Annotated in this window: 24 protein-coding genes; 8 read left to right on the top strand and 16 right to left on the bottom strand. The window is 54.5% G+C overall.

Going from position 1 to position 24,435, the window contains the following annotated elements:
* Positions 1-192: 192 nt before the first annotated feature.
* The 8 genes from ugpE to livK form a co-directional block, all read right to left on the bottom strand.
* Positions 193-1,038, bottom strand: a complete 846-nt coding sequence (ugpE, locus tag AC3G3F_RS10565; protein WP_488394949.1) for a sn-glycerol-3-phosphate ABC transporter permease UgpE — start codon at positions 1,036-1,038, stop codon at positions 193-195.
* Positions 1,035-1,922 (bottom strand): sn-glycerol-3-phosphate ABC transporter permease UgpA, encoded by an 888-nt coding sequence (gene ugpA, locus AC3G3F_RS10560; protein ID WP_000099303.1) that lies wholly within the window; start codon positions 1,920-1,922, stop codon positions 1,035-1,037. The genes ugpE and ugpA overlap by 4 nt, the downstream gene beginning before the upstream one ends.
* A 100-nt stretch (positions 1,923-2,022) precedes the next feature.
* On the bottom strand, positions 2,023-3,339 hold the full coding sequence (gene ugpB, locus AC3G3F_RS10555) for a sn-glycerol-3-phosphate ABC transporter substrate-binding protein UgpB (RefSeq protein WP_053529874.1): 1,317 nt from the start codon (positions 3,337-3,339) through the stop codon (positions 2,023-2,025).
* 311 nt (positions 3,340-3,650) lie between these two features.
* Entirely contained in the window at positions 3,651-4,364 is a 714-nt protein-coding gene (gene livF / locus AC3G3F_RS10550; RefSeq protein ID WP_044136255.1) for a high-affinity branched-chain amino acid ABC transporter ATP-binding protein LivF, read from the bottom strand.
* A gap of 1 nt (position 4,365) precedes the next feature.
* Entirely contained in the window at positions 4,366-5,133 is a 768-nt protein-coding gene (livG, locus tag AC3G3F_RS10545; RefSeq protein WP_000082083.1) for a high-affinity branched-chain amino acid ABC transporter ATP-binding protein LivG, read from the bottom strand.
* Positions 5,130-6,407, bottom strand: coding sequence for a branched chain amino acid ABC transporter permease LivM (gene livM / locus AC3G3F_RS10540; protein ID WP_053507986.1), 1,278 nt, complete (start codon positions 6,405-6,407; stop codon positions 5,130-5,132). The genes livG and livM overlap by 4 nt, the downstream gene beginning before the upstream one ends.
* Positions 6,404-7,330, bottom strand: coding sequence for a high-affinity branched-chain amino acid ABC transporter permease LivH (livH, locus tag AC3G3F_RS10535; RefSeq protein ID WP_000003007.1), 927 nt, complete (start codon positions 7,328-7,330; stop codon positions 6,404-6,406). The genes livM and livH overlap by 4 nt, the downstream gene beginning before the upstream one ends.
* A 59-nt stretch (positions 7,331-7,389) precedes the next feature.
* The gene (gene livK / locus AC3G3F_RS10530; protein WP_053529873.1) at positions 7,390-8,499 is read right to left on the bottom strand and encodes a high-affinity branched-chain amino acid ABC transporter substrate-binding protein LivK; all 1,110 of its coding nucleotides are present in this window, start codon (positions 8,497-8,499) and stop codon (positions 7,390-7,392) included.
* Between the two features lie 422 nt (positions 8,500-8,921).
* Between livK and panM the strand changes: the two genes are divergently transcribed.
* Complete coding sequence (panM, locus tag AC3G3F_RS10525; RefSeq protein ID WP_000778869.1) at positions 8,922-9,305, top strand: aspartate 1-decarboxylase autocleavage activator PanM; 384 nt, start codon at positions 8,922-8,924, stop codon at positions 9,303-9,305.
* Between the two features lie 43 nt (positions 9,306-9,348).
* Here the strand turns inward: panM and livJ are convergent, their stop codons facing one another.
* The 5 genes from livJ to ftsY form a co-directional block, all read right to left on the bottom strand.
* On the bottom strand, positions 9,349-10,452 hold the full coding sequence (gene livJ / locus AC3G3F_RS10520) for a branched chain amino acid ABC transporter substrate-binding protein LivJ (protein WP_023247830.1): 1,104 nt from the start codon (positions 10,450-10,452) through the stop codon (positions 9,349-9,351).
* Between the two features lie 260 nt (positions 10,453-10,712).
* Entirely contained in the window at positions 10,713-11,567 is an 855-nt protein-coding gene (rpoH, locus tag AC3G3F_RS10515) for an RNA polymerase sigma factor RpoH (protein WP_000159621.1), read from the bottom strand.
* 245 nt (positions 11,568-11,812) lie between these two features.
* On the bottom strand, positions 11,813-12,868 hold the full coding sequence (ftsX, locus tag AC3G3F_RS10510; RefSeq protein ID WP_001081707.1) for a permease-like cell division protein FtsX: 1,056 nt from the start codon (positions 12,866-12,868) through the stop codon (positions 11,813-11,815).
* A complete protein-coding gene (gene ftsE, locus AC3G3F_RS10505; protein WP_000617716.1) occupies positions 12,861-13,529 on the bottom strand; it encodes a cell division ATP-binding protein FtsE in 669 nt (222 codons plus the stop codon). Before ftsE ends, ftsX begins: the two co-directional genes overlap by 8 nt.
* 2 nt (positions 13,530-13,531) lie before the next feature.
* Positions 13,532-15,037, bottom strand: a complete 1,506-nt coding sequence (ftsY, locus tag AC3G3F_RS10500) for a signal recognition particle-docking protein FtsY (RefSeq protein WP_488394945.1) — start codon at positions 15,035-15,037, stop codon at positions 13,532-13,534.
* Between the two features lie 241 nt (positions 15,038-15,278).
* On the opposite strand from ftsY, the gene rsmD reads away from it, so the two are divergent.
* Entirely contained in the window at positions 15,279-15,875 is a 597-nt protein-coding gene (gene rsmD / locus AC3G3F_RS10495; RefSeq protein WP_023247828.1) for a 16S rRNA (guanine(966)-N(2))-methyltransferase, read from the top strand.
* On the top strand, positions 15,865-16,134 hold the full coding sequence (locus tag AC3G3F_RS10490) for a DUF1145 family protein (protein WP_023247827.1): 270 nt from the start codon (positions 15,865-15,867) through the stop codon (positions 16,132-16,134). Before rsmD ends, AC3G3F_RS10490 begins: the two co-directional genes overlap by 11 nt.
* 21 nt (positions 16,135-16,155) lie before the next feature.
* Here the strand turns inward: AC3G3F_RS10490 and AC3G3F_RS10485 are convergent, their stop codons facing one another.
* A complete protein-coding gene (locus AC3G3F_RS10485; protein ID WP_488394943.1) occupies positions 16,156-16,527 on the bottom strand; it encodes a DUF2500 domain-containing protein in 372 nt (123 codons plus the stop codon).
* A 141-nt stretch (positions 16,528-16,668) separates the two neighbouring features.
* Here AC3G3F_RS10485 and AC3G3F_RS10480 point away from each other — a divergent pair, with 141 nt between their 5' ends.
* The 3 genes from AC3G3F_RS10480 to tcp all read left to right on the top strand — a co-directional run bounded on the left by AC3G3F_RS10480 (position 16,669) and on the right by tcp (position 21,418).
* Positions 16,669-17,295, top strand: a complete 627-nt coding sequence (locus AC3G3F_RS10480; protein ID WP_000964735.1) for a lysoplasmalogenase — start codon at positions 16,669-16,671, stop codon at positions 17,293-17,295.
* 80 nt (positions 17,296-17,375) lie between these two features.
* Positions 17,376-19,574, top strand: coding sequence for a Zn(II)/Cd(II)/Pb(II) translocating P-type ATPase ZntA (gene zntA / locus AC3G3F_RS10475; protein WP_023247825.1), 2,199 nt, complete (start codon positions 17,376-17,378; stop codon positions 19,572-19,574).
* Between the two features lie 200 nt (positions 19,575-19,774).
* Positions 19,775-21,418, top strand: a complete 1,644-nt coding sequence (gene tcp / locus AC3G3F_RS10470) for a methyl-accepting chemotaxis citrate transducer (RefSeq protein WP_023247824.1) — start codon at positions 19,775-19,777, stop codon at positions 21,416-21,418.
* A 23-nt stretch (positions 21,419-21,441) separates the two neighbouring features.
* Here the strand turns inward: tcp and tusA are convergent, their stop codons facing one another.
* On the bottom strand, positions 21,442-21,687 hold the full coding sequence (gene tusA / locus AC3G3F_RS10465; RefSeq protein ID WP_001541054.1) for a sulfurtransferase TusA: 246 nt from the start codon (positions 21,685-21,687) through the stop codon (positions 21,442-21,444).
* Between the two features lie 169 nt (positions 21,688-21,856).
* On the opposite strand from tusA, the gene AC3G3F_RS10460 reads away from it, so the two are divergent.
* Positions 21,857-22,522: a 7-cyano-7-deazaguanine/7-aminomethyl-7-deazaguanine transporter gene (locus AC3G3F_RS10460; RefSeq protein WP_023247823.1), complete on the top strand. Its 666-nt coding sequence runs from the start codon at positions 21,857-21,859 to the stop codon at positions 22,520-22,522.
* A 72-nt stretch (positions 22,523-22,594) separates the two neighbouring features.
* Positions 22,595-23,152, top strand: coding sequence for a DcrB family lipoprotein (locus AC3G3F_RS10455; RefSeq protein ID WP_023247822.1), 558 nt, complete (start codon positions 22,595-22,597; stop codon positions 23,150-23,152).
* Positions 23,153-23,155: 3 nt separating this feature from the next.
* On the opposite strand, the gene AC3G3F_RS10450 is transcribed toward AC3G3F_RS10455, so the two are convergent.
* Entirely contained in the window at positions 23,156-24,373 is a 1,218-nt protein-coding gene (locus AC3G3F_RS10450; RefSeq protein WP_070803419.1) for an MFS transporter, read from the bottom strand.
* Positions 24,374-24,435: the final 62 nt, after the last annotated feature.

Raw genomic sequence — 24,435 nt, 5'->3', positions numbered from 1 at the left:
TTTGGTGGGCCCAAATTAGACGCGAGTAACACGGCACTGGGCAAAAATAGCCCCAGCCCTGTGGGACGCGTGCCGAAATCGCGTACTCTGCGTTGTCGGATTTGGACATAGGCCCACTATGTCCATCATCCTCCGCCTTGATTACGCGATTTCGGCTCAGCGTCGACGTCACGAATAATCAAGGGATACAACCTACTTCTCACTGTCCACTAAACCACGCACAAACGCCCGTTGCATGGCTAACACAATTACGACCGGGGGAATCAGAGTCAGCAGCATCGCGGCCATCACCTGGTTCCATTGCGTGGTGCCTTCGCCAGTGGCGATCATCCCTTTGATACCCGCTACGGCAGTGCCAAGATTCACGTCGGTGATAATCAACAGCGGCCACAGATACTGGTTCCAGCCGTAGATAAAGGTGATGACGAATAACGCCGCCAGGTTGGTTTTCGACAGCGGCAACACGATGTCGCGGAAAAAGCGCATCGGCGACGCGCCGTCAATACGGGCCGCCTCCACCAGTTCATCCGGAAGCGTCATGAAGAACTGACGAAACAGAAAGGTGGCGGTGGCGGACGCCATCAGCGGTAGCGTCAGACCGGCATAGCTGTCGAGCATTTTCAGGTTGGCGATAACTTCCACCGTCGGAAAGATACGCACTTCAACCGGCAGCATCAGGGTGATAAAAATCATCCAGAAGAACAGGTTACGCAGGGGAAAACGAAACCAGACGATGGTGAATGCGGAAAGCATAGACACCGTGATTTTGCCTACCGTAATGCTGAACGCCATAATGAAACTGTTAAGCATCATCAGCCAGAACGGCGCGCTATTAACACCGACGCCGTTGACCCAAATAGTTTTGATATTCTCCAGTAACTGCGTGCCGGGAAGCAGCGTCATCGGCGTCTCAAACACCGCGCGGTCGTCCAGCGTCGCCGCGACAAACGCGACATACAGCGGAAACAAAATGACCGCGATCCCCAGAATCAGCATGGTATGGCTGAATATTGTCAGCCCGCGACGATTCTCTATCATTGGTAACGCACCTTACTTTCCACATAGCGGAACTGCACCACCGTCAGAATGATGACGAGGAACATCAACACCACCGACTGCGCGGCGGACGCCGAGAGATCCAGGCCGGTAAATCCTTCGCGATAGATCTTATAAATCAGCGTCGTGGTGGCCTGTACCGGCCCGCCAGCGGTCGCGGCGTCGATCACCGGGAAGGTGTCGAAAAAGGCATACACCAGGTTGACCACCAACAGGAAGAAACTGACCGGCGCGATAAGCGGCAAAGAAAGCCGGAAGAAACGACGAATCGGCCCGGCGCCGTCAATGGCCGCCGCTTCCACCAGCGAGCGGGGAATGGATTGCAGCGCGGCAAAGAAGAATAAAAAGTTGTAACTAATCTGCTTCCAGACTGATGCAAATACCACCAGGAACATCGCCTGACCGCTGTTTTGCGCGTGGTTCCAGTCATAGCCGAATTCGCCGAGGAAATGGGTGATTAATCCCCGCCCCGGGTTAAACAGGAAAATCCACAATACGGCGGCGACGGCGGGCGCGACAGCATAAGGCAGCAACATCAGCGTCTGATAAAAACGGCTGCCGCGGACCACGTAATCCACCAGGGCGGCAAAAAACAGCGAGACCAGCAGGCCGCTAAACGTGACCAGCGCGCTGAATTTAATCGTCGTCCAGAAGGCGTCGAGATAATAACTGTCGTGAAAAAGCGCGACGAAATTCTCCAGCCCGACAAATTGGCTGGAAAAACCAAACGGATCGACGCTTTGCAGCGAATACCACAGCGCTTCGCCCGCAGGCCAGATAAAGAAAATAACGGTGATAACCAACTGCGGGGCAACCAGTAAATACGGCAGCCAGCGCGAGCGGAACACCGGACGGGATGATGACATGAAGGTGTTTTTCCTGAACAGCGCCGGGTGGCGGCTTCGCCTGACCCGGCCTATGGTCTTGTCGGCCCGGTAAGCGCAGCGCCACCGGGCATGCCACACATTACGATTTACTCGCTTTCTCAAAACGACGCAGCAACTGATTCCCGCGATCCACCGCGGTATCCAACGCCTGTTGTGGGGTTTTCTTCCCGGTCCAGACACTTTCCAGCTCTTCGTCCACGATGGTACGAATCTGCGGCATATTGCCCAGACGCAGCCCTTTGGTGAAGGGTAACGGCGGCTTATTCAACATCTGCCGAGTGGCGATATCCGCACCGGGATTTTTATCGTAATAACCCTGCTCGCGGGTCAGTTCGTAGGCAGCGGTGGTAATCGGCAGGTAGCCAGTTTTTTGATGCCATTCAGCGGCGTTTTCCGGTTTTGCCAGGAAATCGAGGAATTTGGCGACGCCGGTATAGGTTTCTTTATCTTTACCCTGCATGACCCACAGGCTGGCTCCGCCGATAATGGCGTTTTGCGGCGCGCCCTTGATATCGGCGTCGTACGGCATCATACCCACGCCATAGTTGAATTTGGCATACTGGCGGATATTGGCGAGCGAACCGGAGGACGCGGTTGTCATCGCGCAGTCACCGTTATAAAACTTCTCAGTAGACTCGTCCTTACGCCCAACGTAGCTAAAGTCGCCTTTCTTATTCATCTCTTCCAGCAGCGCGATATGTTTCACCTGCTCTGGCTGATTAAACTCCAGCACCGCATCTGTACCGTCAAAGCCATTGTTTTTACTGGCGAAGGGGAGACCATTCCAGGCGCTGAAGTTTTCCAGTTGGATCCAGCCTTGCCAGCCGCTGGCGTAACCGCATTTCATGCCTGCCGCTCTCAGTTTCGCGGTATAGTCAGCCAGCTCCTGCCAGGTTTTCGGCGGCTGCTCCGGATCTAAACCGGCTTTCTTAAAGGCGTCTTTGTTGTAGTACAGCACCGGGGTAGAGCTGTTAAAAGGCTGGGAGAGCAGATGCCCGCTTTTGGCATCGGTGTAGTAGCCTGCAACGGTCGGTACAAACTGGGACTCGTCAAAGTTAATACCGGCGTCTTTAAACACTTCATAAACCGGCTTAATGGCTTTCGAGGCCATCATGGTCGCCGTCCCAACCTCATAAACCTGCAATATTGCCGGCGCGTTGCCAGTACGAAATGCCGCGATCCCGGCGCTCAGGTTCTGTTCATAATTGCCCTTATAGACCGGAACGATTTTGTAATCCGGATTGGCCTGGTTGAAACGTTGCGCCAGTGAATCAACTTCTTTGCCTAACTCCCCTTCCATTGAATGCCAGAAGGGAATAGTGGTGACGGCCAACGCCTGACCCGTAAATGCCAGAGTCAGCGCCAGTCCTAAAGCTGTATGTCGTAACGATATCATCGGTTATCTCTCTTTTTGTGCCGGGATGCGCGATATCACGCGTTTTATGTTCGCGGGGGTAACATGACATGTTCGAATGACAGAAAAATAACTTTTTTATTACAAAAAAAAGATAGTAAGCAGTCAGGGAGATGACAAGGCGATGAAAGGTCGGGGGAAGTAAAGTGAGAGCTGAAACACGTATAAACGCCTTATCAGACTCTGGTGACGCACCGCCGGATGACGACGCTGACGTGTCTTATCCGGCCTACGAAGGGTGTTGTAGGCCGGATAAGGTATTTACGCCGCCATCCGACATTTACCGCAAAGATTTATCCTCCCAGATAGGCGTTACGCACCGCTTCGTTCGCCAGAAGCCGTGCGCCGGTATCTTCTAAAACCACATGACCGTTTTCGAGTACGTAACCCCGATCGGCGAGCTTCAGCGCCTGGTTAGCGTTTTGCTCAACAAGGAAGATGGTCATGCCCTGCTCGCGCAACTGCTCAATGGTGTCGAAAATTTGCTGAATAATAATCGGCGCCAGCCCCAGCGACGGTTCATCCAGCAGCAATAGCCTCGGCTGGCTCATCAACGCGCGGCCAATCGCCAGCATCTGCTGTTCGCCGCCAGACATGGTGCCCGCTCGCTGGATACGGCGTTCATGCAGACGCGGAAACAGCTCGTACACCCATTTGATACGCTCCTGAAACCGATCGCGCTCGACAAAAAAACCGCCCATCGCCAGATTCTCTTCCACCGTCATCCGCGAGAAGACGCGCCGCCCTTCCGGCACTATCGCCACCGCTTCACGCATGATTTTCGCCGTCTGCCAGTCAGTGATGTCTTTACCGTCAAACACCACCCGTCCGCTGGAGGCACGCGGATCGCCGCACAAGGTGCCAAGCAGCGTCGTTTTCCCCGCGCCGTTAGCGCCAATCAGGGTAACGATTTCCCCCTGGTTGATGTGCAGACTGACGTCGTGCAGCGCCTGAATCTTGCCGTAGTGAGCGCTGACCTTTTCAAACGTTAACATCGTTTTTTCCATCTTATGCCTCACCCAGATAAGCGCGAATGACGTCCGGGTTGTTGCGGATCTCTTCCGGCGTGCCGTTCGCCAGCGGCGTGCCCTGATTCACCACGTAAATGCGATCGGAAATGCCCATCACCAGTTTCATATCGTGTTCAATCAGCAAGATAGTGGTGTTGTGATGGTTACGTAGTTCGGCAATCAGCTCATCCAGCTCTTTGGTCTCTTTAGGGTTAAGACCGGCCGCCGGTTCGTCGAGCATCAGAATTTCTGGCTGTGTCACCATGCAGCGGGCAATCTCCAGCCGACGCTGGTCGCCGTAGGCCAGATTACTGGCCTGGCGGTTGGCATGTTCAAGCAGGCCAATACGCTCAAGCCAGGTCGCCGCGCGGTCCAGCGCTTCGCTTTGCGCGCGGCGGAAAGCGGGCGTTTTCAACAGGCCGGAAAAGAGGCCCGTTTTCAGTTGCTGGTGCTGCGCTACCAGCAGGTTTTCAATCACCGTCATTTCGCGAAACAGACGCACATGCTGGAAAGTGCGCACCACGCCCATGCGGGCGATCTGCTGGCCCGGCAGTCCTTCCAGGTGCCGCTCGCGCAGTGTGATCGTACCGCCTGTCGGCTTATAAAAACCGGTCAGACAGTTAAACACCGTGGTTTTACCCGCGCCGTTAGGGCCAATCAGCGACACAATTTCCCGCTCACGCAATTCCAGCGATACATTGTTGACCGCCAGCAAACCGCCAAAGCGCATCATCAGGCCGTTAACCGCTAATAATGGCTGACTCATGCCTGCTCTCCTTTCGCCTGACCATTTTTCAGCTTCAACTGCGGACGCGTCATCGGCAGCAATCCCTGCGGGCGCCAGATCATCATCAACACCATCAAACCGCCGAGCATCAACATGCTGTATTCGTTGAAGTCGCGCATCAATTCGCGCGATACCACCAGCAGAACCGCCGCCAGGATCACCGCAAACTGCGAGCCCATTCCGCCCAGCACCACAATCGCCAGCACGAAGGCGGACTCAGCGAAGGTGAAGGATTCCGGGCTGACAAAGCCCTGGCGGGCGGCAAACAACGTACCGGCGAAACCGGCAAACGCGGCGCTGATAGTAAAAGCGGTCAGCTTGATGCGCGTCGGGCTTAAGCCTAATGAACGACAAGCGATCTCATCTTCACGCAACGCTTCCCACGCCCGGCCCAGCGGCATCCGCAGCAGGCGGTTAATGACAAACAGCGACAAGACCACCAGCAGCAAGGCTACCAGATAGAGGAAGATGACCCGGTCGGACGGGTCGTACTTCACGCCAAAGAAATTGCTGAAGGTATCCCAGCCGCCTTCGCGGGTACTGCGGCTAAACTCCAGACCAAACAGCGTCGGTTTGGGGATCTGGCTAATGCCGTTCGGACCGCCGGTTACTTCGGTGTTGTTGAGCAGCAGAATACGGACGATTTCGCCGAAGCCGAGCGTCACAATCGCCAGATAGTCGCCGCGCAGGCGCAGTACCGGGAAGCCAAGCAGGAAACCGGCGGCAGCAGAGACCAATCCCGCCAGCGGCAGGCAAGTCCAGAAGCCCAAACCGTAATAGTGGTTGAGCAGCGCAAAGGTGTAGGCGCCGATGGCGTAAAAGCCGCCATAGCCCAATACCAGCAGACCGGACAGCCCCACCACCACGTTCAGCCCCAGACCGAGGATGATATAAATCATGGTCAGGGTGGCGATATCCACGCTACCGCGCGACACCATAAACGGCCACGCCACGGCGATAACCAGCAGCGCTATCAAAAACAGCTTTTGCTTAACGGTAGAGCCATCGATCGCCGGCAGAATAAACTTCGGTCCGGAGACGTTCTTCACCGCTTTCTGGCACATCGGACGCAGCAACTGAAAGAAAAAGACCACTGCCGTACCGATAAAGATCCACTGCCAGCGGATGTCGGCGGCGGTATCCACCACCAGCCTGGTGCCGTCCAGCTCCAGTTGTACGCCCATGAAGACGCCAGCCAGAACGAAAAACATCGCCGCAGAGAACAGAGCCATCGCAATATGCATCGGTTTCATACTTTCTCTACCTCCGGACGACCCAGGATACCGGTCGGCATCACCAGCAGTACCAGAATCAGCAGAGCGAACGACACGACATCTTTATATTCGGTACTTAAATATGCAGACGAGAGCGCTTCGGCGACGCCCAAAATCAGACCGCCAATCATCGCGCCCGGAATGCTGCCAATACCGCCCAGCACCGCCGCGGTGAACGCTTTCATCCCGGCCATAAAACCGATGTAGGGGTTAATCACGCCGTAAAATTGTCCGAGCAGAACGCCCGCCACCGCCGCCATTGCCGCACCGATAACAAACGTTAGCGCAATGACGCGGTCGGTATTAATGCCGAGCAGGCTGGCCATTTTCAGATCCTCCGCACAGGCGCGGCAGGCGCGGCCCATCCGGGAGTAGCGAATGAAAATGGTTAGCGCCAGCATAGCCAGAAAGGTGACTATCCAGATAACTGCCTGCATGGTGGTGATGGACGCGGAAAAGTTTTCGCTGCTGCCCACAATCCACTGGCCGTTGAACAGGCTGGGCAACGCCACGTCGCGCGAACCTTCCGTCAGGCTGACGTAGTTTTGCAGGAAGATAGACATCCCGATGGCGGAAATCAGGGCTATCAGGCGTTTGGAGTTGCGCACGGGCCGGTAAGCGACTCGCTCAATACTCCAGCCGTAGGCGCTGGCAATAATAATCGCGCCGATAAATCCGGCGGCCACCAGTAGCCAACTGGTGTCGATCCCCATCATCATTAGCGCGGCGATAATCATAAAAGAGACGTAGCTGCCGATCATGTACACCTCGCCATGAGCGAAGTTGATCATGCCGATAATGCCGTACACCATCGTATAACCGATAGCAATCAGCGCGTAGGTGCTTCCCAGCGTGACGCCGTTAAACATCTGCTGCAAGAAATAGAGAAACTGCTCGGACATAAGGTAACCTTTTTAAACCCGCCCGGCGTGCGGGCGGTGGGATAACTTATCTTCTGGCATTACTTCGCGACGGTTGACGAGCCGTCGGCGTGCCACTGGAAGACGCCAAATTCAAATCCCTTAAGATCGCCTTTTTCATCCCATTTCAGCGGCCCAATGACGGTATCAGCCCCGTTCGCTTTAAGATCTTTCACCAGATCCAGCGGAGCATGGCTGGCGCTACGCGCCATTGCGGTCGCCAGTGACTGGACGGCGGCGTAGGTGATCCAGACGTACGGGCCGCTGGGATCTTTCTTGTCGGCTTTCAGCGCCTCGACAATCGCCTTATTCGCCGGGTCCTGGTCATAACGTTTTGGCATCGTCACCAACATGCCTTCCGCCGCACCGCCCGCAATATTGGACAGCGACGCGTTACCCACGCCTTCCGGCCCCATAAATTGCGTTTTCAGGCCATTAGCCCGCGCCTGGCGCAGCATCTGCCCCATTTCCGGGTAGTAGCCGCCGTAATACACAAAGTCGATATTCTCTTTTTGTAAGCGGGCAATCAGGGCGGAGAAATCTTTTTCGCCGGCGGTAATACCATCAAAAAAGACAATATTGGCACTGCCCTGCTTCAGGCCATCCTGCACGGAGCGTGCCAGTCCTTCGCCGTATTGCTGTTTATCGTGAATGATAGCGATACGTTGCGGTTTCACCGTTTCCAGGATGTATTTCGCGGCCGTTGGCCCCTGGGAGGAGTCCAGGCCGGCGGTACGCATAATGTACTGATAGCCGCGCGCCGTCAGCTCCGGGTTAGTCGCCCCCGGGGAGATCATCAGAATACCTTCATCTTCATAGATATCGGAAGCCGGCTGGGTAGAAGAAGAACATAAGTGACCAATAACGTACTGAATGCCGTCGTTAACGATTTTGTTGGCCACCGCCACCGCCTGTTTTGGATCGCAGGCATCATCGTATTCCACGCCGACCAGCTTATCGCCTTTAATACCGCCTTTAGCGTTGATGTCTTTAATGGCCTGGCGCGCGCCGTTAAATTCCATATCGCCCCATTGCGCTACCGGGCCGGACATCGCCCCGACTACGGCGACTTTAATATCGTCTGCCATTGCCCCCTGCGAGGCTGCTAATGCAACGATCCCTGCGATTATCGTTTTCGCTTTCCGTTTCATATGCCTGTATCCCCATTCGTGATGTTATATATTTTGTGTTTTGCTGGTTAAAAAGCAGACTGTGCTTTTTATAAACGGTGCGCTTTTTGCCTGTCTCATTAATGGGTTAGCGCAGCATTTAAAGCATAATGAGATTAAAATCTCTATTTTTCAGTCTATTAAGGAAAGATAATATTCTGCTTTTAGCTATAGATAAACAAAAAAAATTGCACTTGTCAGCATAAAATAACGGTATATTAAGCGGAATAATTCACTAGCATTCAGGGGATTATGCTGCCTGTTTTTCATTCTCTAATGTTTCAAACTGTAGTTATCGTTGTTAAAAAATTAATAACCTGGTAAATGACACAAAAAAGAGAAAGCATCTGGCCTGACTATTTCGGTACACTGATCGCATCTTTTGAAATCGGGACAAGCCGTCGATGAAGCTGACCATTCTTCGTTTAGAACACTTTAGCGCTCAGGATCAGATCGATCTGGGCAAAATCTGGCCGGAATATTCCGCCTCCTCATTAAGCGTAGATGAAACGCACCGGATTTATGCCGCGCGGTTTAACGAGCGTTTGTTGGGCGCCGTAAGAGTAACGCTGAGCGGGACGCAGGGCGCACTGGATTCGCTACGCGTGCGTGACGTGACGCGCCGTCGTGGCGTCGGGCAATACCTGGTAGAAGAAGTCATCCGCGATAACCCCAATGTCTCGTCGTGGTGGATGGCGGATGTCGGTGTTGAAGACCGCGGCGTTATGGCGGCGTTTATGCAGGCGTTAGGCTTTACCGCCCAACATGACGGCTGGGAGAAGCGCTAAAAAAGCCGGATGGCGACTACTGAATGCGCCATCCGGCTAACGACTATTTGGCGTCGGTCGCCGTCCCGTTCGCATGCCAGGTAAATACGCCGAACTCAAAGCCTTTCAGATCGCCTTTCTCATCCCACGACAGCGGTCCCATTACGGTGTCGACCGTGGCGCCTTTCAGGTATTTGGCGATTTCCGCCGGATCGTCAGATTGATTCAAACCCGCCTGCAATGATTGCAACGCCGCATAGGTTGTCCAGACAAACGCGCCGCTAGGATCTTGTTTCTTCGCTTTGATGGCGTCCACAATCGGTTTGTTCGCCGGGACCTGATCGTAGTTCTTCGGTTTGGTGACCAGCATCCCTTCGGCAGACTCTCCGGCGATGTTAGACAGCGAGACATTCGCCACCCCCTCCGGCCCCATAAACTGGGTTTTCAGCCCTGCGGCGCGAGACTGGCGTAAAATCTGCCCCATTTCCGGGTGATAACCGCCGTAGTAGACAAAGTCGATATTTTCTTTTTTCAGACGCGCTACCAGAGTGGAGAAATCTTTTTCACCGGCGGTAATACCATCAAAGAACACGACGTTAGCGCCGCCTTTCTTCAGACCGTCCTGCACCGCGCGCGCCAGCCCTTCGCCGTACTGCTGCTTATCGTGGATAATCGCGATACGCTGCGGTTTTACCTTCTCCAGAATATACTTTGCCGCCGTTGGTCCCTGGTCAGAGTCCAGACCGGTCGTGCGCAGGATCAGGTTATAGCCGCGCGCGGTCAGCTCCGGCGCGGTCGCTGCCGGGGTTATCATCAGGATGCCTTCGTCTTCGTAGATATCAGACGCTGGCTGTGTGGAAGAGGAGCATAAGTGACCGATAACATACCTGATGCCGTCGTTCACCACTTTGTTAGCGACAGCTACTGCCTGCTTCGGGTCACAGGCGTCGTCATATTTCACCGCGACGAGCTTATCGCCTTTAATACCGCCTTTCGCATTGATATCGGCAATCGCCTGTTCCGCACCGGTAAATTCCTGGTCGCCATACTGCGCCACCGGACCGGACATCGCGCCGACAACCGCGACTTTAATGTCGTCTGCGAATGCCATATGGCTTAACGACAGGGCGATACATCCTGCCAATAACGTTTTACCCTTCATATTCATCCTGATAATCCCCATTATTCTGGTTGTTACGTGTGTTGTGATGTTATTGTTCAGCACTTTATTTCGATTATTGGCCTACCGCTCGTGCTTTAGCAGCATACTCTGCTAAAACATACCCGATTTTGATAGTTTTTGAATAGTTAATTTGACAATTGAATAACAATTTAATGACAGGGTGAGTGAACTCAGGCGGGAGAGGATGATAAAAACAAAAAAACCCCGGATTTACATCCAGGGTTTTACGGGTCGTGAAGGGGAAGTTACGCTTCGATCGCGGCGCGAAGCTTTTTCATGGCGTTCTTTTCAAGCTGGCGCACACGCTCAGCGGAGACGCCGTAACGATCGGCCAGCTCCTGCAACGTAGACTTATTGTCTTCGTCCAGCCAGCGAGCGCGGATAATATCCTGGCTACGCTCGTCAAGCCCCTGCATCGCGTCGGTCAGTCGGTTGGCGGCCTGCTCTTCCCAGTTATCGTCTTCAATGCCGTCGGCAAAGTTAGACGATTTATCCTGCAGATACAGCACCGGCGCCATTGGCTGGCTGTCGGACTCATCGTCCGAAGACATGTCAAACGTCATGTCCTGCGCTGCCATACGCGACTCCATCTCACGCACGTCTTTACTGGAAACACCCAGTTCGCGCGCCACCATCTCGACCTCATCCTGGTTAAACCAGCCCAGACGCTGCTTGGTTTTACGCAGATTAAAGAACAGCTTACGCTGCGCTTTAGTGGTCGCAACCTTAACGATACGCCAGTTACGCAACACGTATTCGTGAATTTCTGCTTTAATCCAGTGTACGGCGAAGGACACCAGACGCACGCCTACTTCCGGGTTGAAACGACGTACGGCTTTCATCAGGCCGATATTACCTTCCTGGATCAAATCCGCCTGCGGCAGACCATAGCCCGCATAGTTACGAGCAATATGAACAACAAAGCGCAGGTGAGACAGGATCAGCGTTTTAGCTGCTTCCAGATCGCCCTGGTAATGCAGCCTTTCAGCCAATGCCCGCTCCTCGTCAGCCGATAACATCGGCCACGCGTTCGCCGCCCGGATATAAGATTCCAGGTTGCCAACAGGGGCTAAAGCTAAATTTTGCATTTCTTTGGTCATTCAAATCCTCTCAATCAGTATTGCCTGACACCGTCAGCGAGCAACAACCGTGCCAAAGCCGATGAGCAACGAGAATATCATCCACTCTTTTATCAGACAGTGATTTTACCCACAAGTTCAATGTAACACTGTGCATAATTTGCACAAATCATGTGACATAAAGATGACGCGCGGGGAAGAGACAACAGGGACTCTTTCCCTGCGAACGGAAGCCCATTGCAGGGAAAGATTATACCACGATTTTATCAATCGGGAGTAAAGTGACGTAAATGTTGCACCGTGGCCAGCCAGGCGGCGATCCAGCCGATCATAGAGCAGACCAGCAACAACAACAGGCACTCATCGAACGATAAGCCATTGAGATCAAACTTCGTGCCGAAGACCTGCGCCACTTCAGTCACCGCCGATGATAAACGCATCACCAAAATTTCAGACAATATCAGTGAAAGAAAAGCGCCGGAAAAACCGAGCAACGCGCCGCCGTAGAGGAACGGACGTAGGATAAAGCCATCAGTCGCGCCAATCAGCTTTTGCACGTTAATGGTATCGCGACGGGCAAAAATGCTCAGGCGCACGCTGTTACCGATAACGAGGAAGACCGCCGCGACCATCAGCACGCCGATCATCGCCGACACGCGGCCCACCAGCCCGGTGAGCGCTGCCAGGCGCGCAAACCAGCTATCATCCATTCGGACTTCGTCAATGCCGTTAATCTGCGAGATACGGTCGCGCAGCGTATTAAGCGAGGCGGTACTCTGGAAGTCCAGCTTGGGGATCACCACCGCCACCGCCGGCAACGGGTTCTCTTCCAACATATCCAGCGCGCCGCCAAAGCCAGACCAGTTGCGGAATTCTCCCAGCGCGTCCTCACGGGACAGGTAGTTGACCTTCTCAACGCCCTGCTCGGCCTGAAGCTGCCCAACGACCCGCGCCGCCGCGTCATCATCCAGCGTTTTTTGCAGATAAACGGTGATCTGCGGCGACGGATAATACTGCGTCGCCGCCTGATTGACGTTCTTATAGACCATGTAGCAGACGCTTGGCAGCGTCAGGGAGATGGCGATCACCATCACCGTCAGAAACGTCGCCAGCGGTTTGCTTTTCAGATCTTGCAGCGCGCCGTGCCAGGCATAGCGCACCTGTTCATTAAAGACGTTCGTTTTACGTGAGTTCGGTTTTGGCGTCGGCTTCTGGCGTCCTGGCGCGTTGCGTCCGCCGCCTGTTCCGCCGCGAGATTTACGCAGTCGATCCAGCCGTCCGCCGAACTGCCTGATTTGGTTAATCGCGTCGCGCCTATTCATTGACCAGGCCTCCATGCAGATGTCCATCGCTCAGGACGAGCTGCCGATAGGAACGACGGGAGATAAGCCCGATATCGTGCGTCGCCATCAGTACCGTCACCCCTACGCGGTTAAACTCTTCAAACAGACGTAAAATCCCTTCCGATAACGCGTCGTCCAGGTTTCCGGTCGGTTCATCCGCCAGCAATACCGCTGGCTTATTGACCACCGCGCGGGCGATGCCCACGCGCTGTTGTTCGCCTCCGGAGAGTTGAATCGGGAAGTTTCTCGCTTTGTCCAGTAGCCCAACCTTATCCAGCGCCGCCGACACGCGACGACGGATATCATCGCCGCTGGCGCCGGCAATGATTAATGGTATCGCCACATTGTCATAGACCGTGCGATCCATCAGCAGATGATGATCCTGGAAAATCATCCCAATCTGGCGGCGCAAAAACGGCACTTCGCGGTTTTTCAGACGCGTAATATCATGCCCGCTGAAGAAGATTTTGCCAGCGCTGGGCCGCTCAATCCCACAGATAAGCTTCAGCAGGGTACTTTTCCCCGCGCCAGAGTGGCCGGTCAGAAACGCCATCTCGCCCGGCTGCATATGGAATGTCACTCCCTGCAGCGCTTGTCTCCCGCCGAGATAGGCCTTGCTGACATGTTCAAAGCGAATCATTGTTAATCCTCTCGGGCAAAAAGTGCCTCAATAAAGTCGTCCGCCTTAAACGGACGCAAATCCTCGATACGTTCGCCCACGCCAATGTAACGGATAGGAATGCCAAACTGGTCGGCCACCGAGAAAATCACCCCGCCTTTCGCCGTACCGTCCAGCTTGGTCAGGGTAATACCGGTTAAGCCCACCGCTTCATGGAACAGTTTGGCCTGACTTACCGCGTTCTGCCCGGTGCTGGCGTCAATGGTCAGCATAACTTCATGCGGCGCCTCTTCATCCAGCTTTTTCATGACACGAACGATTTTTTTCAGCTCTTCCATCAGGTGCGACTTGTTCTGCAGACGCCCTGCCGTATCGGCAATTAACACATCCACATTGCGCGCCTTCGCAGCCTGAATAGCGTCAAAAATCACCGAGGCGGAGTCCGCGCCGGTATGCTGGGCGATAACCGGAATGTTGTTGCGTTGTCCCCAGACCTGTAGCTGTTCGACCGCCGCCGCGCGGAAAGTATCCCCCGCCGCCAGCATCACTGATTTACCCTGCTGCTCAAACTGACGCGCCAGTTTACCGATAGTGGTGGTTTTACCCACGCCGTTCACGCCAACCATCAGAATAACAAAAGGCGTTTTACCTTCAATATTAAGCGGTTCGTCTACCTTCGCCAGAATCTCGCCCATCTCATCTTTCAACAGGCCATACAGCGCCTCGGCATCTTTAAGCTGTTTGCGGCTGGCGCCTTCCGTCAGATTAGCGATAATCTTACGCGTGGTTTCCACCCCGACATCAGCGATGAGCAACTGCTCTTCCAGCTCCTCGAACAAATCATCGTCGATTTTCTTGCCGCGGAACAGACTGATAAATCCGGAACCGAGATTTTCTTTGGTTTTCAGTAGGCTGCGTTTCAGACGGGCAAAGAAACCTTCTTTAGTCGGTTTTTCCTGCTCCTGAACGATCGCTTCTACCGGCGCTTCTTCTTCCGCCGCCGGAACAACCATCACCGCTTCTTCCGCCGCCGGAACAACCATCACCGCTTCTTCCGCCGCCTGAGCGGCCAGCGCCTGCGCTCCCAACTCTTCGTCGGTGAATGTCGCCGCGTTTTCGCCCTCTTCTTCCACCGCGGCAATGACTTCTACGGTTTCCGCTTCGGCCTGCCACTCTTCCGGCGAGATAGCCTCGTCTTTGACCTCTTCCGGCAGCGGCAGTTCTTCGCGTTCCACAGCGATCTGCGGCGCGGCCGTCTCAATAGCCACCGCGGGCTCCGGCTCTACTGGTTGCGGTTTTTCGCTCTCCTGAACGTTCTCAGTAACGTCCACCACCTCTTCCGCAAAGGCCTCGGTCTCTGCTTTGCTGTGCGCGGGCGTTTCCGTATCTATGTCTGCCGCCGTTTCAACAAGGGGCTCAACCGGTCGTTGTTCTTCAACAATCTGCTGCTCTTCGGTCTGTTCCTGCTTCTGCTCTTTATCACCGAAGCCCAGCCAGGAAAAGAAGCCACGTTTTTTCTGTTTTGCCATCTGCGACTACACCCCTCGCGGCGCTATATACATGGAAGCTAAAAAAATGATGAAATAGTCTATCACTTATACCCAATGAATTTCGAGTTGCGTCAAGGCGACAAATCCCGATGAGCTTACTGTAGTAAGTGATTCGGGTGAGCGAGCGTAGCCAACGTAGAGGTATCTTGAAAGTCGAAGGGTTAACTTAATTTACACTACCGCCTGGAATAATCTGCGACGGGCGGTTCGAGCATGAGAAATGAAAAAACCAACCCACTCAGGCAGCGGCCAAATCCGCATTATTGGCGGACAATGGCGTGGCCGTAAATTACCGGTTCCGGACAGCCCGGGTCTGCGTCCTACCACCGATCGCGTGCGCGAAACGTTATTTAACTGGCTGGCTCCGGTAATGGTAGACGCCTATTGCCTGGATTGCTTTGCTGGTAGCGGCGCGCTGGGCCTCGAGGCGCTATCGCGTTATGCGGCCCAGGCAACGTTACTGGAAATGGATCGAGCCGTATCGCAGCAGTTGCAAAAAAATCTGGCGACGCTGAAAACCAACAATGCTCGCGTCGTCAATACCAATACTCTGGCCTTCCTCAGCCAGCCGGGGACGCCGCATCACGTTGTCTTTGTCGACCCGCCGTTTCGTAAAGGGCTGCTGGAAGAGACGTTACAATTGCTGGAAACTAAAGGATGGCTGGCCGACGACGCGCTAATCTATGTAGAAAGCGAGGTGGAAAACGGTCTGCCGCCCGTTCCGGCTAACTGGGCATTGTATCGTGAAAAGGTGGCCGGACAGGTCGCTTATCGTCTGTATCAACGCGATGCGCAAGGAGAAAATGATGCTGATTAATCTGGGCCGCTTGTTAATGCTCTTCGTTTGGGCATTTTTGATTCTTAATCTGGTGCATCCCTTCCCGCGCCCGCTCAATATCTTCGTCAACGTGGCGTTGGTGTTCATGGCGCTGATGCACGGTATGCAGTTGGCGCTGCTGAAATCAACGATACCGAAAGATGACCCGCAGATGACGACGGGAGAGAAAATCCGCATTTTCTTGTTCGGCGTGTTTGAACTGCTGGTCTGGCAGAAGAAATTTAAGATCAAAAAATAACGTTTGCTGCCGGATAACGGTTTATTCGTTATCCGGGCTACGGGCAACAAACCCGACAAACCGCGTTCCCTTATAGCTCAGCGTACCTTTGTCGCCCACCGTCAAAGCGTGGTACTGCTGCGCTTGTACACGGAACGTTTTTTCCAGACCGCCATTGAGCGGTTTAAAACTTGCCTCATAGCGCATACTGGTTTCCGCTGGGCTCACTTCCTGCTGGCGCGAGCGTCGGTCATTAACCGGCTTTTCCCGTTTATTGCTTACCACGACCTGTTTTTGCTGTAACGGCGCCGCATCATTAGCGGCTTTTTCCCGCCGTTGCTGAACGAAGCGAAACGACGCGGCAACCACGATTAATGCAATGATTATAATGAAGAAAAACGGTGGTTTACTCATGATGTTAACCTGTCGGAAAATGCGGAAATAAGCATACCCTGCCCGTTATGGTGTTGTCATCTGACCGTCACGGCCTCTACACTAAATAATAGAGCCGCAAGCATACCGTTTGCGAAAAAATAACGAATTCAAGGAATTAAGATGCTTTGGTCGTTTATCGCTGTCTGCCTGTCCGCATGGCTGTATGTGGACGCCTCCTATCGCGGGCCAGCCTGGCAACGCTGGGTTTTTAAGCCCGTCACGTTATTACTGTTACTGTTACTGGCCTGGCAAGCGCCGATGTTTGACGCCATCAGTTATCTTGTGCTGGCCGGTCTGTGCGCCTCGCTGGTCGGCGATGCGTTAACGCTCTTGCCGCGTCAACGCCTGCTGTACGCCGTCGGGGCATTTTTCTTATCGCATCTGCTCTACACCATTTACTTTGCCAGCCAAATGACGTTGTCGTTCTTCTGGCCGCTGCCGCTGGCGTTACTGATAGTCGGCGCGTTGCTTATCGCCGTTATCTGGACGCGGCTGGAAGAGCTGCGCTGGCCAGTGTGTACTTTTATCGCCATGACGCTGGTCATGGTCTGGCTGGCGGGTGAACTGTGGTTCTTCCGCCCAACGGCGCCAGCCCTTTCGGCCTTTACCGGCGCAACGCTGCTGTTCATCGGCAATATCGTCTGGCTGGGTAGCCATTACCGCCGCCGTTTCCGGGCGGATAACGCGATTGCCGCCGCCTGCTACTTTGCCGGACACTTCCTGATTGTGCGCTCGCTGTACCTGTAAATAATAGCGCTTGACTCTGGAGTCGACTCCAGAGTGTATCCTCCGGTTAATGAGAAAATTATCATCAACCGGAGGACGTTATGTCGACCCCTGATTCCGATGGCAAAAAAGTCCCGCCCTTTTCATCCTTCAGATTAGCCCCGGCGATACAGAAGGCCGATAGCTGCTGCTGTGAAGAACATTGTGCGACCAGCGCGCCTGTTTCTATTGCCGCGGCAGGCACGCGCTATACCTGGAAAATCTCAGGCATGGACTGCGCCGCCTGCGCCCGAAAAGTGGAGAATGCGGTACGCCAAATTCGCGGCGTCAACCAGGCGCAAGTGCTGTTCGCCACCGAAAAGTTAGTGGTCGATGCCGACGCCGACCTCCGCACGCAAATTGAACGCGCCGTACAGAAGGCGGGTTATACCTTGCGTAGCGAAGATTCACGCGACGCAACGCCTGAATCTCGTCTTAAAGAGAACCTGCCGCTTATTACGCTGATCATTATGATGGCGATAAGCTGGGGGCTGGAGCAATTTAACCACCCGTTCGGCCAACTGGCCTTTATCGCCACTACCCTGGTCGGCCTGTATCCTATTGCCCGCCAGGCGCTGCGGCTGATGAAAAGCGGCAGTTGGTTCGCTATTGAAACGCTGATGAGCATCGCCGCCATTGGTGCGTTGTTTATTGGCGCAACGGCGGAGGCGGCAATGGTATTGCTGCTGTTCCTCATCGGCGAGCGCCTGGAAGGATGGGCCGCCAGCCGCGCCCGTAAAGGCGTCAGCGCATTAATGGCGCTTAAACCGGAAACGGCTACCCGTCTGCGCCACGGCGTGCGGGAAGAGGTCGCTATTAATACCCTGCGACCGGGCGATGTTATCGAAGTCGCCGCCGGAGGGCGTTTACCCGCCGACGGTAAACTGATCTCCGGTTTCGCCAGCTTTGATGAAAGCGCGCTCACCGGCGAGTCCATCCCTGTGGAGCGCGCAACGGGCGAAAAAATCCCGGCAGGCGCGACCAGCGTTGACCGTCTCGTCACCCTGGAGGTGTTATCTGAACCTGGTGCCAGCGCGATTGACCGTATCCTGACGCTGATTGAAGAGGCGGAAGAGCGCCGTGCGCCCATTGAGCGGTTTATTGACCGTTTCAGCCGCATCTATACGCCAGTCATTATGGTCATCGCGCTGCTGGTGACGCTTATTCCACCACTGATGTTCGATGGCGGCTGGCAGGAGTGGATTTATAAAGGGCTGACGCTGCTGCTAATCGGTTGCCCATGCGCGCTGGTGATCTCCACGCCCGCGGCCATTACCTCCGGGCTGGCGGCGGCGGCACGGCGCGGCGCATTGATTAAAGGCGGCGCAGCGCTGGAGCAACTGGGCCGTATCACGCAGATCGCCTTTGATAAAACCGGTACGTTGACCGTCGGTAAACCACGGGTGACGGCGATTCATCCGGCAAGTGGTATCAGCGAAGCTGAACTGTTAGCACTGGCGGCAGCCGTAGAACAAGGCGCTACGCATCCGTTGGCGCAGGCTATTGTCCGCGAAGCGCAGACACGCGATCTGGCGATCCCAACGGCGGAATCGCAGCGAACACTGGCCGGCACCGGGATTGAAGCGCAGGTTAACGGCGAACGTATTCTGATTTGCGCGGCGGGAAAACAGCCTGCGGCAGCGTTTGCCGGGCAAATTAGCGAACTGGAAAACGTCGGGCAGACGGTGGTTCTGGTGCTGCGTAACGAGATCGCTCTTGGCGTCCTCGCCCTCCAGGATACGTTGCGTGACGATGCGCGCGACGCCATCCGCGAACTGCATCAGTTAGGCGTTAACGGCGTGATTCTGACCGGCGATAACCCGCGGGCGGCGGCAGCGATTGCCGGCGAGCTGGATCTGGCGTTTAAAGCCGGGCTACTGCCAGAAGACAAGGTGCAGGCAGTCACCGCCCTTAACCAACAAGCGCCGCTGGCAATGGTGGGTGACGGCATTAACGATGCGCCCGCAATGAAAGCTGCCAGTATCGGGATCGCGATGGGCAGCGGTACTGACGTCGCGCTGGAAACGGCCGACGCCGCCCTTACTCATAACCGCCTGCGCGGGTTAGCGCAGATGATTACTCTGGCGCGCGCTACCCACGCGAATATCCGGCAGAACATTACCCTTGCTCTGGGGCTGAAAGCCATTTTCCTGGTGACGACGCTACTTGGTTTTACCGGGCTATGGCTGGCAATCCTGGCGGATACGGGAGCCACAGTACTGGTGACCGCCAACGCGCTACGTTTGCTGCGTAAAAAATAATCGTCTCCCGCCCGGCGGCGTCGTGTCCGCCGGGTTATCCCGCGGTATTCCTTTCTTTGCGTATATTATTCACGCGAAAATTATTTATTTTTTATTACTTATCAAACCATTAATCAGAAATAGCGTGATTTGATGTAAGGTTAATTTTTACCCAACCGATATTGATCATACCGTCTACAAAATAAGGAATGTTAGGCACTATGAAAAATATCAAAGTTATCACCGGCGTTATCGCGACGCTGGGCATATTTAGCGCCTTATTGCTGGTAACAGGAATACTGTTTTATTCCGCCGTCAGCAGCGATCGACTGAATTTCCAGAATGCGAGCGCATTAAGTTACCAACAACAGGAACTGGGCGGCAGTTTTCAGACATTGATTGAAACCCGCGTCACCATTAACCGCGTGGCGATACGCATGTTAAAAAATCAGCGCGATCCCGCCTCGCTGGACGCCATGAACACGCTGTTAACCAACGCTGGCGCGTCACTCAACGAAGCGGAAAAACATTTCAACAACTACGCGAACTCCGAAGCGATCGCAGGCAAAGATCCGGCATTAGATGTCCAGGCAGAAGCCAGCTTTAAGCAGATGTATGACGTTTTGCAGCAGTCTATCCGCTATCTTAAAGCCGATAATTACGCCGCTTATGGCAACCTTGACGCCCAAAAAGCGCAGGATGACATGGAACAGGTATATAATCAGTGGCTCTCTCAAAATGCGCAATTAATAAAATTAGCCAGCGATCAGAATCAGAGCAGTTTTACCCAGATGCAATGGACGCTGGGGATGATTCTGCTTATCGTGCTCGTCGTGCTGGCGTTTATCTGGCAGGGGCTTCAACGCGTTCTACTACGCCCGCTGCAACGGATTATGGCGCACATTCAAACTATCGCCGACGGCGATCTCACCCATGAGATAGAGGCCGAAGGACGCAGTGAAATGGGCCAACTGGCCGCCGGTCTCAAAACGATGCAGCAGTCGTTAATCCGTACCGTCAGCGCGGTGCGCGATAACGCGGACTCTATCTATACTGGCGCAGGCGAAATTTCCGCAGGCAGCAGCGACCTCTCTTCCCGAACCGAACAGCAGGCCTCGGCGCTGGAGGAGACCGCCGCCAGCATGGAACAGTTAACCGCCACGGTACGACAAAACTCCGATAACGCACGACAGGCGACCGGTCTGGCGAAAACAGCATCAGAAACCGCGCGTAAAGGAGGACGCGTGGTGGATAACGTAGTGCACACCATGAATGATATCGCCGAAAGTTCGGAAAAAATCGTGGACATCACCAGCGTGATTGACGGTATCGCCTTCCAGACCAATATCCTGGCGTTAAACGCCGCGGTAGAAGCAGCCCGCGCCGGCGAACAGGGGCGAGGATTCGCGGTCGTGGCCGGAGAGGTACGCACGCTGGCCAGCCGTAGCGCGCAGGCCGCCAAAGAGATCAAAGTGTTGATTGAAAACTCCGTGTCGCGCATTGATACCGGCTCTACGCAGGTACGCGAAGCTGGAGAAACCATGAAAGAGATCGTCACCGCCGTGACCCGCGTGACCGATATTATGGGCGAAATCGCCTCTGCCTCCGATGAGCAAAGCAAAGGCATTGAACAGGTGGCGCAGGCGGTATCGGAAATGGACAGCGTGACGCAGCAAAACGCCTCACTGGTAGAGGAGTCCGCAGCGGCGGCGGCGGCGCTGGAAGATCAGGCTAACGAACTTCGTCAGGCGGTCGCCGTGTTCCGCATCCAGAAACAGCCTCGTCGGGAGGCGCCGCCGACGCCGTTAAGCAAAGGCTTAACGCCACAACCCGCCGCAGAACAGGCGAGCTGGGAAAGCTTCTAATCAGCATGCTATCTGCCGTACGGTTAATGCGCTTTACGCAGTAAATAGCGGTACGGCAAACCCTCCGTCTCTTGCGCCAGCAGATCGTGTTCCATAAAGGTACAGAACCCAGGAATATCACGCGTCGTCGCCGGATCGTCGGCGATAATCAGCAATGTTTCGCCAGTTTGCATGTTGCGCACCGTTTTGCGCACCATCATTACCGGTTCAGGACAACGCAGCCCCAGGGCGTCAAGCGTATGGTCAGGGGAGGAAAACAGATCGCTCATCTTTGTCTCAATCGTAAAAAAACGGCGATATTTTACGCCCATCTTCGTCAGTAAGCCAGGCAGGTTAACGATTGCGTGAAAATTAGCCATTGCAATGCCAGCGCAAAACAGTATTATGCGGCGGTTCTTTATTGGGTTCCCTCACCCCATCCAACAAAAAGGTCACAATATGACTCCGTTTACACAATCACAGCGCATAAAAGCGTTGTTCTGGCTATCGCTATTCCATTTACTGGTGATCATTTCCAGTAACTATCTGGTGCAGCTCCCCATCACTATTTTTGGTTTCCACACCACCTGGGGCGCGTTTAGTTTTCCTTTTATTTTTCTCGCCACCGATCTTACCGTGCGTATTTTTGGCGCACCGCTGGCGCGCCGCATTATCTTCGCCGTCATGCTCCCCGCGCTGCTGGTGTCGTATGTGGTGTCATCGCTGTTCTATATGGGCGTCTGGCAAGGTTTCGCCGCGTTGGCGAACTTTAATCTGTTTGTCGCCCGTATCGCCGCCGCCAGCTTTATGGCCTACGCGCTGGGACAGATCCTTGATGTCCATGTGTTTAACCGTCTGCGCCAGAATCGCCGCTGGTGGCTGGCGCCGACCGCCTCAACGCTGTTTGGCAATATCAGCGATACTCTTGCCTTTTTCTTTATTGCGTTCTGGCGAAGCCCCGATGCCTTTATGGCCGAGCACTGGATGGAAATTGCGCTGGTGGACTATTGCTTCAAGGTGCTCATCAGCATTATTTTCTTCCTGCCGATGTACGGCGTTTTACTGAATATGTTGCTGAAAAGGCTGGCAGATAAATCTGAAATTTCCCCATTACCGGCAAGTTAAAGGTTCGTTTTCTGAGTTGTGATAAGATGAGCGAATGAGCCGTTATGGCTGTTTATCGAAAGGAAGAAGTCAATGCGCAATTTGGTTAAATATGCCGGTATTGGCCTGCTGGTTATGGGGCTTGCGGCCTGTGATAACAACGATACAAAAGCACCGGCAGAAGGTGCCGCCGCAGAAAGTCAGGCCTCCGGGCAGCCCGTCAGCCTGATGGATGGCAAACTCAGTTTCTCACTGCCGGCGGATATGACCGATCAGAGCGGTAAGCTGGGCACCCAGGCCAATAATATGCACGTTTATTCTGACCCAACGGGCCAGAAAGCGGTGATTGTCATCGTCGGCGATAATACCGATGAACCGCTGTCGGTGCTGGCGAACCGCCTGCTCGAGCAACAGCGTAGCCGCGACCCTCAGCTTCAGGTAGTCACCAATAAGTCTATTGAGCTCAAAGGCCATACGTTGCAACAACTGGACAGTATTATCTCCGCGAAGGGACAGACGGCGTATTCTTCCATCGTGCTGGGCAAAGTGGATAACCAATTGCTGACGATTCAGGTCACACTGCCTGCGGACAATCAGCAAAAAGCGCAAACCACGGCTGAAAACATCATCAATACGTTGGTTATTCAGTAACCTTTACGACGATGATGCGGCCTCCGGCAGTGCAGACGGAGGCCGTTTTTTTAAGCGCCAGGTAAGCAATAGCGCCATCGCTACCAGCCCGGCCGCCACCAGATAGATCACCGGCACGCCCGCCCAGGTCATCACCAGCCCCGCCAGCGGCCCGGTAATCCCCAAAGATAGATCCATAAATACGGTGTAAGTCGCCAGCGCCGCGCCCTGGTTCTGCGGCGGCACCGCTTTGACGGCCACCACGCCCAGCGCCGGAAAGACCAGAGAAAACCCCATACCGGTGAGCAAAACGCCGATTTTCGCCATCCACGGCATGGCTGCCGTCCCAACCAGTAACAGACCAATAATCTCCACGCCAAAGCAGATCATCGCAACATTCAACCCGCCCAAGCGATTGATGCCGTTAGGGAACAGCAAACGCGTACCGACAAACGCGATGCTAAATAACGTGAGCGCAAAGGCGGCGCCATCCCAGTCTTTAGCATCATAAAATAAGGTAATAAACGTCGCGATAACGCCAAACCCTGCCGATGCCAGGGACAACGCCATACCATACAGCCAGACACGCCCCAGCACCGCGCGAAACGGCAGCGGTTTGCCTTTGTTCGCCTTCACCGACGGACGTGGAAGCGCTAACAGTACCGCCAACAGCGCTACGCCCATCACCGTTAGCGCCAGTCCCTGTAACCCGCCCCAGGCATAACACAGCACGCCCAGCGGCGCGCCCATCGCCATTGCGCCGTAGGTGACGATACCGTTCCAGGAGATGACCCGACCAATATGCAACGACCCAACGACGCCGACGCCCCACAGTGTCGAACCGGTGCCGGCAAAACTTTGTCCAATCCCCAAAATCACGCGACCAAGCCCCAGTAGCAACAAACTGATCATGGGCCAGTTGTCGGCGATATCCGCCAGCAGGTAGCCGAGTCCGCTTAAAAAACAACCGAACAAGCCAAAGACAACGATTTTTTTCGGCCCTAATACATCCGCATACCGCCCGGCATGGGGACGGCTTAACAGAGTGGCGAAGTATTGCAGGCTGATAATAAGCCCCGCCCAGAACGCGCTGAATCCCATCGCATCATGCACATAGCCGGGCAAGACGGCGAGTGGCAGGCCGATAGTCAGGTAGCTGGCAAAGTTAAACATCACAATGGAGACGATACGCAGATTGAGGCGCAATCCATTTAGCGCCGGTTCAGCGACGGGTTCGGGCATGAGTATCACCGCATTTTTACATCATGTTTTCATTTCTATCATGGCGCGCGGTGAAAATCAGT

Source organism: Salmonella sp. FC25216 (genome assembly GCF_057751355.1).
Note: the sequence above shows the minus strand (reverse complement) of the source record. Positions and strands in the feature narration are given on the sequence as shown.

Excerpts from the sequence above, each read along its gene's own strand:
- livK (WP_053529873.1), bottom strand. The coding sequence starts at position 8,499 with ATGAAACGGAAAGCGAAAACGATAATCGCAGGGATCGTTGCATTAGCA.
- livM (WP_053507986.1), bottom strand. The coding sequence starts at position 6,407 with ATGAAACCGATGCATATTGCGATGGCTCTGTTCTCTGCGGCGATGTTT.
- ftsX (WP_001081707.1), bottom strand. The coding sequence starts at position 12,868 with ATGAATAGGCGCGACGCGATTAACCAAATCAGGCAGTTCGGCGGACGG.
- AC3G3F_RS10480 (WP_000964735.1), top strand. The coding sequence starts at position 16,669 with ATGCTTTGGTCGTTTATCGCTGTCTGCCTGTCCGCATGGCTGTATGTG.
- ugpB (WP_053529874.1), bottom strand. The coding sequence starts at position 3,339 with ATGATATCGTTACGACATACAGCTTTAGGACTGGCGCTGACTCTGGCA.
- AC3G3F_RS10460 (WP_023247823.1), top strand. The coding sequence starts at position 21,857 with ATGACTCCGTTTACACAATCACAGCGCATAAAAGCGTTGTTCTGGCTA.
- ftsE (WP_000617716.1), bottom strand. The coding sequence starts at position 13,529 with ATGATTCGCTTTGAACATGTCAGCAAGGCCTATCTCGGCGGGAGACAA.
- livF (WP_044136255.1), bottom strand. The coding sequence starts at position 4,364 with ATGGAAAAAACGATGTTAACGTTTGAAAAGGTCAGCGCTCACTACGGC.
- tusA (WP_001541054.1), bottom strand. The coding sequence starts at position 21,687 with ATGAGCGATCTGTTTTCCTCCCCTGACCATACGCTTGACGCCCTGGGG.
- tcp (WP_023247824.1), top strand. The coding sequence starts at position 19,775 with ATGAAAAATATCAAAGTTATCACCGGCGTTATCGCGACGCTGGGCATA.
- zntA (WP_023247825.1), top strand. The coding sequence starts at position 17,376 with ATGTCGACCCCTGATTCCGATGGCAAAAAAGTCCCGCCCTTTTCATCC.
- livG (WP_000082083.1), bottom strand. The coding sequence starts at position 5,133 with ATGAGTCAGCCATTATTAGCGGTTAACGGCCTGATGATGCGCTTTGGC.
- livH (WP_000003007.1), bottom strand. The coding sequence starts at position 7,330 with ATGTCCGAGCAGTTTCTCTATTTCTTGCAGCAGATGTTTAACGGCGTC.
- AC3G3F_RS10490 (WP_023247827.1), top strand. The coding sequence starts at position 15,865 with ATGCTGATTAATCTGGGCCGCTTGTTAATGCTCTTCGTTTGGGCATTT.
- ugpA (WP_000099303.1), bottom strand. The coding sequence starts at position 1,922 with ATGTCATCATCCCGTCCGGTGTTCCGCTCGCGCTGGCTGCCGTATTTA.
- ugpE (WP_488394949.1), bottom strand. The coding sequence starts at position 1,038 with ATGATAGAGAATCGTCGCGGGCTGACAATATTCAGCCATACCATGCTG.
- AC3G3F_RS10485 (WP_488394943.1), bottom strand. The coding sequence starts at position 16,527 with ATGAGTAAACCACCGTTTTTCTTCATTATAATCATTGCATTAATCGTG.
- AC3G3F_RS10455 (WP_023247822.1), top strand. The coding sequence starts at position 22,595 with ATGCGCAATTTGGTTAAATATGCCGGTATTGGCCTGCTGGTTATGGGG.
- livJ (WP_023247830.1), bottom strand. The coding sequence starts at position 10,452 with ATGAATATGAAGGGTAAAACGTTATTGGCAGGATGTATCGCCCTGTCG.
- panM (WP_000778869.1), top strand. The coding sequence starts at position 8,922 with ATGAAGCTGACCATTCTTCGTTTAGAACACTTTAGCGCTCAGGATCAG.
- AC3G3F_RS10450 (WP_070803419.1), bottom strand. The coding sequence starts at position 24,373 with ATGCCCGAACCCGTCGCTGAACCGGCGCTAAATGGATTGCGCCTCAAT.
- rsmD (WP_023247828.1), top strand. The coding sequence starts at position 15,279 with ATGAAAAAACCAACCCACTCAGGCAGCGGCCAAATCCGCATTATTGGC.
- rpoH (WP_000159621.1), bottom strand. The coding sequence starts at position 11,567 with ATGACCAAAGAAATGCAAAATTTAGCTTTAGCCCCTGTTGGCAACCTG.
- ftsY (WP_488394945.1), bottom strand. The coding sequence starts at position 15,037 with ATGGCAAAACAGAAAAAACGTGGCTTCTTTTCCTGGCTGGGCTTCGGT.